Raw genomic sequence first — 14,028 nt, 5'->3', positions numbered from 1 at the left:
TTACTCGGCAGGGATATAATCGCTCTCAGGCAGGTCAACGGCTTCACCAAACCATTTCTTCTGGAGCTCTGCAAGAGTTCCGTCCTCTTTGAACTTGTGTATCTCAGAGTTGATATAGTCAGAAAGCTCTGTGTCTTCCTTACGAACAGCCCATGATACCCAAGTGTCTGTGCCGACCATTTCAGCCTTGCCTGAATCGTCAGCCACTATCTCATAATCGTCAGGATTCTTCATTACAACTGCGGCGCAGCTTGCATAGTTCTGAGCAACAAGGTCTATCTTGCCGTTCTTAAGCTCTGCAAAAGCCTCAGGGAATGAGTCGTATTTGAGCAGTTCAGCATAGCCGTCCTTGCCCTCTGACTTTAGCTTCTCGTTGAATTTCTTTGTATCGTCCTCATTGTAGCAAGAAGTCTGTGTGCCGACCTTTTTGCCTGACATATCTTCAATAGACTTGATGCTGTCATCGCCCTTTCTCTTTACGAAAACTGTAGTTCCGTTCTGGATAGGATAAGTCATCGTGTACTTGCCTGCACGTTCAGCAGTTACGCCGAGTGTTGCTCCAACAACGTCATATTTCTTTGCTTCAAGTCCTGCAAGTATTCCTTGGAACGGCAGGTCGATATAATCAAGCTCTACCCCCAGATCGTCGCAAATCTTAGCGAACAGATCTGCGTTGTAGCCTATGATCTTATCGCCGTCCATGTATTCAAAAGGCTCATAAGCGGCTTCTGTCGCAACTGTGAGCTTACCGTTTTCCTTGATCTGATCCAGTGTGAGCGGTTCTGTGTTCTTGCTGCTTCCGCAGGCTGTAAGACATCCTGCCGCAAGTACTGAAGCCACCGCCACTGCACAAACTTTTTTTAACATTCCAAATCTTCTTCCGCTTTTCATAACTGATTCCAACCTTTCACTTACTTTTCTAAATAATTCGGAGCGCTGACAAGCCAGACACCCTAGTGCCGCCGTCAACGCTCCGTTGCGTTTGATATTATATTTATTGGAGAGTGAATTATTTTTCTATCTTTATTTTCTCTTGCCGATCTTCTTCTGATAAGCAAGGATAGACATGAACTCAAAAATGATATTTGCGCCCATATAAGCTGTTATCTCTGAGTGGTCATATGGAGGAGCAACTTCTACTACATCAAAACCTGTGAAGTTCAGATCTTTCAGCGCTCTTATATATTGAAGTGTTTCAAAGGAAGTAAATCCTCCCACCTCAGGAGTACCTGTACCTGGTGCATAAGCCGGGTCAACAAAGTCGATATCGAATGTAAGGAACACCTTGTTGTCGCCAACCTTTTCCTTTATGACCTTGAGAAGATCTTCAGGAGAATATGTGTGGAGCTTGTCCCCTGGGATAACCGTGAAGCCAAGGTCTGCGGCGATCTTGAAATCGTCAGGATCGTAAAGAGAACCTCTCATGCCGATCTGAACCGACTTCTCAGGATCAATAAGACCCTCCTCCATTGCTCTTCTGAATGGTGTGCCGTGATTGTATTTCTGACCGAAAACCGTATCGCACAGGTCAAGGTGTGAATCGAAATGCACAAGGCTTACCTTTCCATGCTTCTTTGCGATAGCTCTAAGTTCGCCAAGGGTGATAGCGTGGTCGCCGCCAATGCTTATCGGAACTGCACCGCATTCAAGAACACCGTCCAAGGTCTGCTCGATAGCTGCATATGTTTCGTGAATATAATCAGGGATCACAGGAACGTCGCCAAGGTCTGCGCCCTTGAGTGAATCCATAATGTTGACGCCCATTGCAACATTGTTAGGCTTTATCATTGCCGAGATGTTTCTTACACCGTTAGGACCAAATCTTGCGCCTGCTCTGAAAGAAGCGGCGGTATCGAACGGTATACCAACGATAGCGAAATCCAATCCCTCTGCTGAGGTCGCGTGAGGAAGCCTCATGAAATTACCCATATTACAAAAACGAGGAGAGCCTGAGGCGCTCGGTGGCTGACAATTGTTGTTGATCATTTGAGGTCACTTTCCTTTCAAAATCACTGAGAAACATATCCGCATGACCGTTCAAGTCATTTCTGAATTGCTCTATGTGCAGAATTATATCACCATTCCTGCAAGTTGTCAAGAGCTATTTTTCAATTTTTCTGAAAATTATTCACTTTGGAATAAGCTTTGTTATCACTTATACAGCGTATTTACGTCATTTTATCCATGTCAAAGTCGCAACTATTCATTTTTGAATAGTTTCTTTGTGCAAATCTACAAATGACAATAATGCAATATTCAGATATAAGACTTTCATTTTGTTCACATTTATTTTTTATTCAAAGCTGAATAAAATAAGAATTTTTCATTAACACTATTGCCAAATAAAAAGCTCTGTGCTATACTGATAATCAAAGCAATGACGCTCTTATAACCGATACGGCAATGCCTGTCGGTTTATAAGGGCGTTGTTTTTTTATTATCACCAGGTCAAACTCAGAAAACAATTTTGAAAGGAAGTTTTATTATGGCTTGTTTTTTAGTACCAGCAACAGAAGCGATCGTTACAACTATTGTGGCAAAGGCAGTAAAGTCTCACGAGGCAAAGGCAGATGAGCAGACAAAGGTCAAAGCTCTTTCGGAGGACAAGCTTCCTCTTTCTAAAAAGATAACAAGGCTCTCAGGCTTTCTGTGGGGTGGCTCTGGTCTTTTGGCATTTGAACATCTGTGGCATGGCGAGATATCTCCGTTCTTCCCATTCCTGACAGCGGCTAACGACCCTTCGGAAATGGCAGTAGCATTCCACGAAATGGCGACTGTCGGAACATCAATGGCTGTTCTTGTGACAGCGGTATGGGCTGTGCTGACTGTGGTGTCTGACAAGATACTGAAACGTAAGCCAAAAAAGACTGCAAAGCTGGGAGGTGACGCCGTATGACACTTCTTATCACACTCATAGCAGCCGTTATCATTACCATAGTATGGTACACATCACCAAAAGCCAGAAAGCTTAAAGTGGGGCTGATGTGCTATATGTACTGGGGCGCATCTATAATGTGGCTCGTGGACGCACTTTTTGAATACAAAGAGCAGGGCGCAGGATATTTCACCCCTGCCACCGCAGACATGATAAACGACAGCTTTTTAGGAATCTGCGTTGTTGCACTCGGCACCGTCGTATGGCTCGGCACTATGCTCATAAGCGACCCTGAGGGAGTAGTAAGAAAAGCCCTTACAGAGAAAAAGCAGTAGATACACTATACTATATAAATAGGAGGAATAATAATGCGACTTGTTCCAAGAGAGCAGGATAAGCTTATGCTCCATTATGCGGGCATGCTTGCCCGTGACCGAAAGGCACAGGGATTAAAGCTCAACTACCCTGAAGCTGTGGCATACATAAGCATGGAAGTAATGGAAAAAGCAAGAGCAGGAGCGTCAGCCGCTGAGCTTATGCAATACGGCACAAAGCTTCTTACCGCTGATGACGTCATGGACGGCGTTCCTGAAATGATACACGAAATACAAATAGAATCCACAATGCCCGACGGCACAAAGCTTGTGACAGTACACAACCCTATCAAGGGTGCAAGCAAGCTTCACCCGGGGGAATTTATCGTTGAGGAAGGCACTGTCAAGCTCAACGAGGGAACAGAAAGCATTGAGCTTACAGTTTCAAACACAGGGGACAGACCTATCCAGACAGGCTCCCACTTCCACTTTTTTGAGGTAAACAAGGCTTTGGAATTTGACCGCAAGGCGGCTTATGGTATGCGGCTTGATATCCCCGCAGGCACAGCGGTAAGATTCGAGCCTGGCGAGAAAAAGACCGTCCGTCTTATACCTATCGGCGGCGACCGCATAGGCTATGGTCTGAATGGCCTTGTAAACGGAAAAATGGACGATGAAAACATCAAGCAGGCAGCCTTTGAAAAGGCTAAAAAGCTTGGCTTCAAGGGGGTGTAGGAAATGATCGAGATATCGAGAAAAGCTTACTGCGATATGTATGGTCCGACAGTTGGCGACAGGGTGCGCTTGGGCGACACTTCTCTTATTGCAGAAGTGGAAAAAGATTTGACAGTTCATGGTGATGAAGCAAAGTTCGGCGGAGGAAAATCTCTCCGTGACGGCATGGGGCAATCCTGCAAAGCCACTGACAAGGAGTGCCTTGACACTGTTATCACAAACGCTCTTATCATCGACAGCACAGGCATCATAAAGGCTGACGTTGGCATAAAGGACGGCAGGATAGCAGGAATAGGCAAAGCAGGCAACCCCGACATCATGAATGGCGTTGACAAAAACATGATAATAGGCGCTTCCACGGAAGCTATCGCAGGCGAGGGACTTATCCTCACCGCTGGCGGACTTGACACGCACATTCATTTTATCTCTCCAACTCAGGTGAGAACAGCCCTTTACAGCGGAATCACCACCATGATAGGCGGTGGTACAGGTCCTGCCGACGGCACCAATGCCACCACCTGTACACCCGGCGAGTTCAATATCCACAGAATGTTGGAAGCATCCGAAGACCTGCCAATGAATTTCGGCTATCTCTGCAAGGGAAATTCAAGCGACATCACAACTCTTGAAGAGCAGATAAAGGCAGGCTGTATAGGCTTGAAGATACACGAGGACTGGGGCTCTACCCCTGACGTTATCGACCACGCACTTACTGTTGCGGATATGTATGACGTTCAGGCGGCTATCCACACCGACACTCTTAACGAGGGCGGATTTGTTGAAGATACCGTCAATGCTTTCAAGGGCAGGACTATCCACACTTATCACACAGAGGGTGCAGGCGGCGGACACGCTCCTGACATTATCAGAGCAGCAGCGTTCCCGAATGTTCTCCCTTCCTCAACGAACCCTACAATGCCTTACACCGCAAACACTCTTGACGAACATCTGGATATGCTCATGGTGTGTCATCACCTTGACAAGAACGTCCCGGAGGACATTGCTTTTGCAGATTCAAGGATACGTCCTGAAACTATCGCCGCAGAGGACGTTTTGCACGATATGGGAATATTCTCAATGATGAGTTCCGACTCTCAGGCAATGGGACGTGTAGGCGAAGTTATCACACGAACATGGCAGACCGCTGACAAAATGAAGAAACAACGTGGCGCACTCCCTGAGGACAGCCAGCGAAACGACAATTTCAGAATAAAACGCTACATTTCAAAATACACTATAAACCCTGCTATAACCCACGGTGTATCAGAATATGTAGGCTCAGTGGAAGTTGGCAAGGTGGCAGACCTCGTTCTTTGGAATCCTGCATTTTTCGGTGCAAAGCCTGACATGATAATAAAGGGCGGATTTATTTTCGCATCAAAAATGGGCGACGCAAACGCTTCTATCCCTACCCCTCAGCCTGTGTGTTACACAGAAATGTTCGGTGGTCACGGGCTTGCCCTTTCAAGCACCTGTATCACGTTCGTATCAAAATACGCCTACGAGGACGGCATAAAAAAGAAGCTTGGTCTTAAAAGGCAGGTGCTTCCTGTGAAGAACTGCCGAAACATCTCAAAGGCTGATATGGTATACAACAACGTCTGCGGTGATATAAGAGTAGACCCTGAGACCTACACTGTCACAGTTGACGGCGAAGTTATTACCTGCGAGCCTTTTGACGAGCTTGCATTGGCACAGCGTTACTTTATGTTCTAAAGCGAGGAAACAAAAATGATAGCAGAAAAAATATTAGGCAATCTCTCTGAAAGCACCCCTTCCGTAGAAGTAGACACAGTTGAGCTTGATTGGTTTGAAGCCGAGAAAAAGCGCATAAGAAAAACCACCGCAGGAGGACGTGACATAGGCATTGCCATTGACGAAAACCTAAAGGACGGGGATATCATCTATCTTGACGATAAGCTTTGCGTAGCAGTGAAGCTCACAAGCTGTCCCCTTATCAAGATAAACGTTCACACTATGCAGGAAATGGGCAGGCTTTGCTTTGAGATAGGCAACAGGCATTTGTCACTTAAAATATCCGACGACAACGTGCTTATCCCACATGACGAGCCTACAGAAAAGCACCTGAAAAACCTCGGCTTTGAGTGTGAGAACATCATAGGCAGATTTGACGATTTTATCGTCTGCAAAGCTCACGGACACTCACACAGCCACTCCCACGAGCATGGGGAACATCATCACCACGAACATTCACACTAAACGGAGCTGATAAAAATGACCGATACCGCAGGACTTATGCACATTCTGCAAATATGCGACAGCCTTTTCCCGGTGGGTGCGTTCACGCTTTCAAACGGGCTTGAAACCTACGTTCAGCATGATATCATCACTTCGCCAAAAGGGCTTGAAGAATATCTCCATTCTTACATCTCAGTGCTGCCCTACAATGAGCTTGGTGCGGCGGCAGCGGCATACAATGCTGACGAAAAGGAGCTTTGCCGTCTTGATGAGATATACTCTGCGGCGAAAACACCATTTGAGATACGAAGCGGCTCAGAAAAGGTCACAAGGCGTTTTTTCAAAATATGCAACAATGGTCAGGAAAGCTTCACAGGGCTTTATAAAAGCCTGACGGAGCAGGGCATATGCAAGGGACATCAGTGCATCGCCTATGGGCTTTATATGCGTGACAATGGCATCGAGCTTTCAGAGGGGCTTGCGGTATACGGCTATTCCATATGCTCCGCCATAGTCACAAACTGCGTGAAGCTTGTACCTCTTAGTCAGCTTGCAGGGCAGAAAATTCTCGGAGAGAGCTTTGAGCTTATATCCTCCGCTTCAGAAAAAGCCCTTTTCACTGATATAAACGATATCGGCATAAGCGGCGCAGGCTTTGACCTGCGTGCAATGCAGCACGAACGGCTGTATTCAAGACAGTATATGTCATAAGCTATGATTTATATAATATAATAAGGAGTACCAAAAATGAGCTATGTAAAAATAGGCGTAGGCGGACCTGTGGGATCGGGAAAAACCGCACTTATCGAACGCCTTACAAGAGAAATGTCAAAAGAATATTCCATATGCGTTGTAACAAACGATATCTACACCAAAGAGGACGCAGAATTTCTTACAAAAAACTCATGCCTGCCTGCTGACAGGATAGTTGGTGTTGAAACAGGCGGCTGTCCTCACACTGCCATAAGAGAAGACTGCTCAATGAACCTGGAAGCCGTTGACGAAATGGTGAAAAAGCACCCTGACACGCAGATCGTTTTCATTGAAAGCGGCGGCGACAATCTTTCCGCCACATTCTCCCCTGACCTTGCAGACGCTTCTATCTATGTTATCGACGTTGCACAGGGTGAAAAGATACCAAGAAAAGGCGGCCCTGGCGTGACACGTTCCGACCTGCTTGTTATCAACAAGACAGACCTTGCGCCACTTGTTGGAGCTTCCCTTGAAGTAATGGCTTCCGACTCAAAGCGCATGAGGGGCGACAGACCGTTTCTTTTCACAAATCTCATGAGCCGTGAGGGCGTTTCTCAGGTCATAGACTGGATAAAAAAATCAGTGCTTTTTGAGGATCTGAAATGAACGGCAGACTAAGCCTGTCAACAGCCTTTGACGGACAAAAAACCGTTACTGAGGACTTATTTTTCGCTCCCCCTTTCAAGGTGTATTCACCATTTTATGACCATAAAGGCTGGGCGAAATATATCTCAATGTGCGGCTCAGCAGGAGTATTGGCAGGTGACGAAAACGAGATAAAGCTTTTTGTGGGGGAAAACTGCAAGGTCATTTTCACAGATCAGGGCTATCAAAAGCTTTTCAACACAAACGGCGGCGTATCAAAACAGAGCATAAAGCTTGTTGTGCGCAAAAACGCAAGACTTTGCTATATGCCCCACCCTATAATGACTTTCACAGGCTGTGAGCATATCTCTATGGGCAAGGTGAACATCACAGAAAGCTCTGAGCTTATTTTCTCTGAGATATACTGCTGTGGCAGAACTGCAATGGGGGAGGAGTTCGGCTTGAAGCGCTTTCGCTCACGCACCGAGATAGCAATTGACGGCAGAGCGGATTTTATCGACAACACTCTTATCGACCCCGCCGCACTGCCCATACGGCAAAAAGGCTTTTTCGAGGGCTTCACCCACACGGGATTTATGTATATCTACACCCCTGACAAGACAATGCTGGAAAGCATTTACCAAGCCGACTATACAGGCGACCCTGACAGCGCACAGCTTTGCGCCACTCACACGGAACGTGGCATAGCCATAAGAGCCTTGGGACATTCGGGAGAAGAGATTTTTGACGCTTTTCAGAACATTGCAGAAAAAATTCGCACATAAAAACAGCGTATAAAATATTGTTAAACTTTTTATAAATGATAAACAAAACCAGTGAAAGCCTGCTGTGGGCTTACACTGGTTTTGTTATTTCTCACATCTCACAAGAGCCACGATCTCCCCCTTGTCAACCAAAACAAAATATGCTATAATATAAGGGATTGTAACCTACAACCATATTAAAATACAGATATATACAGATAACGAAAGGATTAGCTATGGATACTTCCGCACTTCTTTGGTATAAGACCCCTGCAGACGATTGGAACAAAGCACTGCCCCTTGGAAACGGCAGGATAGGCGCAATGGTGTTCTCTCAGCCACTTGAAGAGAGGATTCAGCTCAATGAGGACTCCGTCTGGTCGGGCGGCTTCCGTGAAAGAAATAATAAGTCCGCACTGCCTAATCTCGAAAAAGTGAGAAAACTGCTTTTTGAGGAGAAAATAAACGAGGCTGAAAAAATAATCTATGACGCTTTCTGCGGCACGCCTGTAAATCAAAGGCACTATATGCCCCTTGGCGACATGAACGTTATACATTATAAAGAGAGCGAATGTGACTTCAAGAGCAGAAGCCTTGACCTTAACACCGCTGTCTGCACCACAGAATATGCCATAAACGGCGTTGACTACACAAGAGAAGTGTTTATCTCACAGCCCGATCAGGTGCTTGTTATGCACATAACGGCTTCCGAGAAAAAAGCGATAAGCGTCCGTGTACGCATTGACGGCAGAGATGATTATTTTGACGACAACTCCCCTGTGCATGACAACGATATCCTCTTTTACGGTGGATGTGGTTCAGAGAACGGCATAAACTTTGCCGCTTATATAAAGGTACTCCACAAGGGCGGAAAGGTCTACCCATATGGAAGCTTCATAACCTGTGAGGACTGCGACGAGGTGACTATCCTCCTTGGCGCACAGACAAGCTACCGCTGTGAAGATTACAAGGGACAGGCTGTCTTTGACGTTGAAAGAGCCGAGGAAAAAACCTATGCACAGCTTAAAGCTGACCATATCGCAGACTACAAGTCATACTATGACCGTGCGAATATCTCCCTTTGCGACAACAGCTCAGGTAATTCCACACTGCCTACAGACGAAAGACTTGCACTTGTGAAAGAGGGCAATCCCGACAACAAGCTTATTGAAATGTATCACAATTTCGGCAGATATCTTCTTATTGCAGCCAGCCGAGAAAAGACCCTGCCTACAAATCTCCAAGGCATTTGGAACAAGGATATGTGGCCTGCTTGGGGCTGTAAATTCACTATCAATATCAATACCGAAATGAACTATTGGTGTGCAGAGAACTGTAATCTCTCAGAGCTTCATATGCCTCTTATCGACCATATCGAGAAGCTCCGTCCAAACGGCAGAAAGACCGCAAGGAATATGTATGGCTGCCGTGGCTTTGTCTGTCACCATAACACCGACATATGGGGCGACACCGCACCGCAGGACTTGTGGATACCCGGAACACAATGGCCAATGGGTGCGGCATGGCTCTGCCTGCACATATGGGAGCATTATCTCTATGTTCAGGACAGAGAGTTTCTCAGCGAGAAATATGACACCCTGAAAGAAGCGGCAGAATTTTTCCTCGACTTCCTTATCGAGGACAAAAAAGGCAGACTTGTTACCTGCCCGTCAGTTTCCCCTGAGAATACTTATCTCACAGCTTCAGGCTCAAAAGGCTCTATCTGCATAGGTCCGTCTATGGACAGCCAGATAATCTATGAGCTTTTCACTGCCGTTGCGGAAGCTTCAAAAATACTTGAAACTGACGGAGGTTTCAGAAAGAAAGTCCTTGAAGCCAGAGACAGACTTCCTGCACCTGAGATAGGCAAATACGGTCAGATAATGGAATGGGCAGAGGACTATGACGAGGTAGAGCCTGGTCACAGGCACATCTCACAGCTTTTCGCACTCTATCCTGCTGACATCATAACAATGCGAAAGACCCCTGAGCTTGCCAAAGCCGCAAGGGCTACCCTTGAAAGACGTCTGTCACACGGTGGCGGACACACAGGCTGGTCGAGGGCATGGATAATAAACCACTGGGCAAGACTTTTTGACGGCGAAAAAGTGTACGAAAATGTTATAGCACTTCTTTCAAACTCCACAAGCGAGAATATGTTCGATATGCACCCTCCTTTCCAGATAGACGGAAACTTCGGTGGCACAGCTGGTATCACGGAGGCACTTTTGCAAAGCGAGAACGGCGAGATAATTCTCCTGCCTGCACTGCCGAAAGAATGGTCGGAGGGCAGCTTTAAAGGACTTTGTGCAAGAGGCGGCTTTGTTATCGACCTTGAGTGGAAAGACTCAAAGATAACAGCCTGCCACATTCACTCAAAGTGCGGAAAGAAGTGCAGGATAGTGTGTGACAGTGTAAAGGTACACACTGCAAGCAGCGAGGTACAGACCTTGTACACAGACGGCGCAGCAGAGTTTGACACGGAAACAGGTAAAACATACACGCTCACATTCTGAGCAAAAGACAAAATTTGAGAGGATATTGAAATGAGACATTATCGGATAATGGCAGCGGCTGTTGCAGCAATTTGCACGCTGTCAGGCTGCGGAGTGCAGATAGGCAGAAACGAGAGCATGACCGCCCCCGAAAAAACATCTGTTGTAACCACAACAAAGAAACAGACAAACGATGACAGCAAGGCTGACGAGCAGGCTTTAAAAAGCTATGAAGAAACAAAGATAGTGGCAAACGCCATACCTTATGTGAAGTTTTCAAAAAGCGTTGAAGCCGAAACAGGCGCAGTTTCAGGCAAGGCGAAAGTAAAAAGCGACCGCAAGGGCTACAAGGGCAAGGGTTATGTGACAAACATTTCCACTGAGGAAGATTGGTCAAGAGAGATCGAGCTTACCGACTCACAGTATTATGACCTTACCATAACAGTGGCTTCCGATGTGCCGTGTGTGAACGGCATAGCTGTGAACGGCAAAAAACTTCAGGATTTCTCAGCCAGCGGCTCGGGCAAGTTTGAAAAGGTGACTTTCAAGAACATCTACATAGAAAAAGGCAAGACGGCAATATCCGTTATCCCTGTGGACGGCGGACTTGACGTTGACTGCCTGACCCTCACCGCAAGCGAGGATATATCAAAACTTGACCTTACTATATCAAAGCCTGCTCTTTCAAACAAAGACTCCGACTACAACGCAAAAGCGCTTTATCAGTATCTTTGCGAAAGCTACGGCAAGCAGGTGCTTTTGGGTCAGCATGACACCATCGGCACATCTGCTGAAACAGACATGATATACAAAACCACAGGAAAATACCCTGCAATACGTTTTGGCGACCTTATGCTTGCCACTGAAAAGGACAGCATTACCACCGACACCGAAATGAACATCGCCATGGATTGGGCTTCAAAGGACGGCATAGTGGGCTATATGTGGCACTGGGCTGCCCCTGACGACAAGCGTGAATATTATGCCGACCAGACGGATTTTGACATCAAAAAGGCAGTTACAAAGGAAAATATCGCAGAACTAAGCCTTGAGGATATCAAAAAGCTTCAAAAGGACGGCAAGGTAAGCAAAGAATGTGTTGCTGTCGTTCAGGATATCGACACCGTATCTGAGAAACTCTCCACCCTCCGTGATGAGGGAATAGCAGTGCTTTGGCGACCGCTCCACGAGGCCAGCAACGGCGATTTCTGGTGGGGCAATGACAAGGAAGCCTACAAATGGCTTTGGAAGCTTATGTACGAGCGTCAGACGAAATACCACAAGCTGAACAATCTCATATGGGTATGGTCAGCACAGAATGCCGATTGGTATGTGGGCGACGAATACTGCGACGTGCTTTCCTGCGATGTTTATGACGACGGCAATAAGGACGCACAGGTTAACATAATGCTTTTCCTGCAAAGCATATCAAAGAACAAGCCTATCGCAATGAGCGAATGTGGAAGCTTCCCTGACATACAGAGCATTGCAGACGAAAAAGCCATGTGGGCGTTCATAGGTCAATGGGGCGGAAATTATCTTATGACCGATGACGGCAAGCTTGCTGAAGAAAACAACACCGCCGCCGAGCTTATCAAGACGTATAACAACAATCTCACTCTAACAAGGGATAAGCTCCCCGACTTCACCCACCTTGCAAGTTCCATAAAGGACACGGAAGAAAAATCCGCTGAGAGCAAAAAGAATGATAGCTCAAAGGCTGACAGCAAGACGAAGAAAGAAAATACTTCTAAAGCAGAATAGAAAAAGACCGCTGAGAACTCTCTCAGCGGCATTTTTATACCCTATTTATCTTTCAGCGCCTCAGAAAGCGTCCGCCAGCCGAGCATTGCGCATTTTACTCTCGCAGGCATATGGGAAATATCCCTGAGTGCAGAAGCTTCTTCAAGGCTGTCTATCTCTTCGTCAGACGCCTCGCCCCTTATCATTCTCATGAAAATATCCGCATATTCCAAAGCCTTTTCCTTGCTCTGACCTATTATCATCCCAAGCATTATATCCGTTGAAGCCTGAGATATTGCACAGCCGTCACCAACAAAAGCCCCGTCCGTAATGATATCCCCGTCAGTTTTCAGCTTTAACTGTATCTCGTCGCCACAGCTTGGATTTACCCCGTCCAGCACAATGTCTGCGTCCTCTATATCATGCTTGAAATCAGGGTGCATATTGTGCTCCGTTAGTATCTCATTGTAAAAATTTCTATTTTCCATAACCCATTCGCTCCCTAACAGTTGAAAGACTGTCTAAAAATCTGTCTGCGTCCTCTTTGGTATTGTAAAAAGCAAAGCTTGCCCTCACTGTTGAACGATAGCCAAGGTATTCAAGCAGCGGCTGTGCGCAGTGATGACCTGCCCTGATTGCAATGCCGTCTGCCGCAAGTATCTCGCTCACGTCATGTGGGTGAACATTGTCCACAGTAAAAGTCAAAATACCATTATGCTCCTCAGCTTTCTCCGAACCAAGTATATTTATGTGAGCAATCTCTTTCATTTTCTCAAAGGCATACGCCGAAACTTCAAGCTCTCTCTTGTGTATTTCCTCAAAGCCCACGCTTTTCACATAGTCTATAGCCGATTTCAGTCCCACTGCACCTGCCGCATTGACAGTGCCAGCCTCAAACTTATGGGGCAGTTCAGCATACACCGCCGAAGTCCTTGACACCGACTCTATCATCTCGCCGCCTGTGAGAAACGGCGGCATTTTTTCGAGCAACTCACGCCTGCCGTAAAGCACGCCTATGCCCATAGGTCCATAAAGCTTGTGCCCTGAAAACGCAAAGAAATCCACCCCAAGCTTTTTCACGTCCACCGCAATATGCGGCGTGCTCTGTGCACCATCTGCCACCATAACAGCGTTCTTGCGGTGTGCAATTTCTGCAAGCTTTTCTATAGGATATTCTCTGCCAAGCACATTTGAAAGCTGCGTAACAGCCACTATCTTGGTGCGGTCTGTTATAAGTTCCTCAGCCTTGTTAAGGTCAAGACTGCCGTCCTTTTCACATTCAAGGAATTTAAGCTCCGCACCCGTCTGCCTGCAAACCATTTGCCACGGCAAAAGGTCGCTGTGGTGTTCCATTATGGAAACCACCACCTCGTCGCCCTTTTTCAAATTGGAAAGCCCATAGCTGTATGCCACAAGATTTATGCTCTCTGTGGTGTTGCGTGTAAAAATTATCTCCTGCACAGACTTCGCACCGATAAAGTCACGCACTGCCTTTCGTGCATTCTCATAATCCTCCGTTGCCTGAACGCTCAGCTCATAAATTCCACGGAGAGGGTTTGCATTGT

14 protein-coding genes are annotated in these 14,028 nt (G+C 46.5%); 10 read left to right on the top strand and 4 right to left on the bottom strand.

What is annotated here, in order from left to right; all coding sequences use genetic code 11:
• Together WS40_RS06275 and speB are read right to left on the bottom strand one after the other, a co-directional pair.
• Nucleotides 1-867 (bottom strand): transporter substrate-binding domain-containing protein, encoded by an 867-nt coding sequence (locus tag WS40_RS06275; RefSeq protein ID WP_325208458.1) that lies wholly within the window; start codon nt 865-867, stop codon nt 1-3.
• 156 nt (nt 868-1,023) lie between these two features.
• On the bottom strand, nt 1,024-1,986 hold the full coding sequence (speB, locus tag WS40_RS06270) for an agmatinase (protein ID WP_022286952.1): 963 nt from the start codon (nt 1,984-1,986) through the stop codon (nt 1,024-1,026).
• A gap of 499 nt (nt 1,987-2,485) precedes the next feature.
• On the opposite strand from speB, the gene WS40_RS06265 reads away from it, so the two are divergent.
• The 10 genes from WS40_RS06265 (at nt 2,486) to WS40_RS06220 (ending at nt 12,484) form a co-directional block, all read left to right on the top strand.
• Complete coding sequence (locus WS40_RS06265; RefSeq protein ID WP_046441101.1) at nt 2,486-2,896, top strand: hypothetical protein; 411 nt, start codon at nt 2,486-2,488, stop codon at nt 2,894-2,896.
• Nucleotides 2,893-3,210 (top strand): hypothetical protein, encoded by a 318-nt coding sequence (locus tag WS40_RS06260; RefSeq protein WP_038672606.1) that lies wholly within the window; start codon nt 2,893-2,895, stop codon nt 3,208-3,210. Before WS40_RS06265 ends, WS40_RS06260 begins: the two co-directional genes overlap by 4 nt.
• Nucleotides 3,211-3,243: 33 nt before the next feature.
• The gene (gene ureA / locus WS40_RS06255) at nt 3,244-3,924 is read left to right on the top strand and encodes an urease subunit gamma (protein WP_002851772.1); all 681 of its coding nucleotides are present in this window, start codon (nt 3,244-3,246) and stop codon (nt 3,922-3,924) included.
• A gap of 3 nt (nt 3,925-3,927) precedes the next feature.
• A complete protein-coding gene (gene ureC / locus WS40_RS06250) occupies nt 3,928-5,640 on the top strand; it encodes an urease subunit alpha (protein ID WP_046441099.1) in 1,713 nt (570 codons plus the stop codon).
• Between the two features lie 15 nt (nt 5,641-5,655).
• Nucleotides 5,656-6,144 carry an urease accessory protein UreE gene (locus WS40_RS06245; RefSeq protein ID WP_117864122.1) on the top strand — a complete coding sequence of 163 codons (489 nt, stop codon included), beginning with the start codon at nt 5,656-5,658 and terminating at the stop codon, nt 6,142-6,144.
• A gap of 15 nt (nt 6,145-6,159) precedes the next feature.
• Complete coding sequence (locus tag WS40_RS06240) at nt 6,160-6,834, top strand: urease accessory protein UreF (RefSeq protein WP_046441097.1); 675 nt, start codon at nt 6,160-6,162, stop codon at nt 6,832-6,834.
• A gap of 36 nt (nt 6,835-6,870) precedes the next feature.
• The gene (ureG, locus tag WS40_RS06235; RefSeq protein ID WP_002851818.1) at nt 6,871-7,482 is read left to right on the top strand and encodes an urease accessory protein UreG; all 612 of its coding nucleotides are present in this window, start codon (nt 6,871-6,873) and stop codon (nt 7,480-7,482) included.
• A complete protein-coding gene (locus tag WS40_RS06230) occupies nt 7,479-8,246 on the top strand; it encodes an urease accessory protein UreD (RefSeq protein ID WP_046441093.1) in 768 nt (255 codons plus the stop codon). Before ureG ends, WS40_RS06230 begins: the two co-directional genes overlap by 4 nt.
• Before the next feature lie 215 nt (nt 8,247-8,461).
• Nucleotides 8,462-10,741 (top strand): glycoside hydrolase family 95 protein, encoded by a 2,280-nt coding sequence (locus tag WS40_RS06225; RefSeq protein WP_046441091.1) that lies wholly within the window; start codon nt 8,462-8,464, stop codon nt 10,739-10,741.
• 30 nt (nt 10,742-10,771) lie between these two features.
• The gene (locus tag WS40_RS06220) at nt 10,772-12,484 is read left to right on the top strand and encodes a glycosyl hydrolase (protein WP_046441090.1); all 1,713 of its coding nucleotides are present in this window, start codon (nt 10,772-10,774) and stop codon (nt 12,482-12,484) included.
• A gap of 41 nt (nt 12,485-12,525) precedes the next feature.
• Here the strand turns inward: WS40_RS06220 and sufU are convergent, their stop codons facing one another.
• Together sufU and WS40_RS06210 are read right to left on the bottom strand one after the other, a co-directional pair.
• On the bottom strand, nt 12,526-12,951 hold the full coding sequence (gene sufU / locus WS40_RS06215) for a Fe-S cluster assembly sulfur transfer protein SufU (RefSeq protein ID WP_046441088.1): 426 nt from the start codon (nt 12,949-12,951) through the stop codon (nt 12,526-12,528).
• Nucleotides 12,941-14,028, bottom strand: a 1,088-nt coding sequence (locus WS40_RS06210; RefSeq protein WP_046441087.1) for an aminotransferase class V-fold PLP-dependent enzyme, incomplete at its 5' end; no start/stop codon positions are given. The genes sufU and WS40_RS06210, both read right to left, overlap by 11 nt.

The organism is Ruminococcus sp. N15.MGS-57 (genome assembly GCF_000980385.1).
In the GTDB taxonomy this organism is placed as follows: domain Bacteria; phylum Bacillota; class Clostridia; order Oscillospirales; family Ruminococcaceae; genus Hominimerdicola; species Hominimerdicola aceti.
Note: the sequence above shows the minus strand (reverse complement) of the source record. Positions and strands in the feature narration are given on the sequence as shown.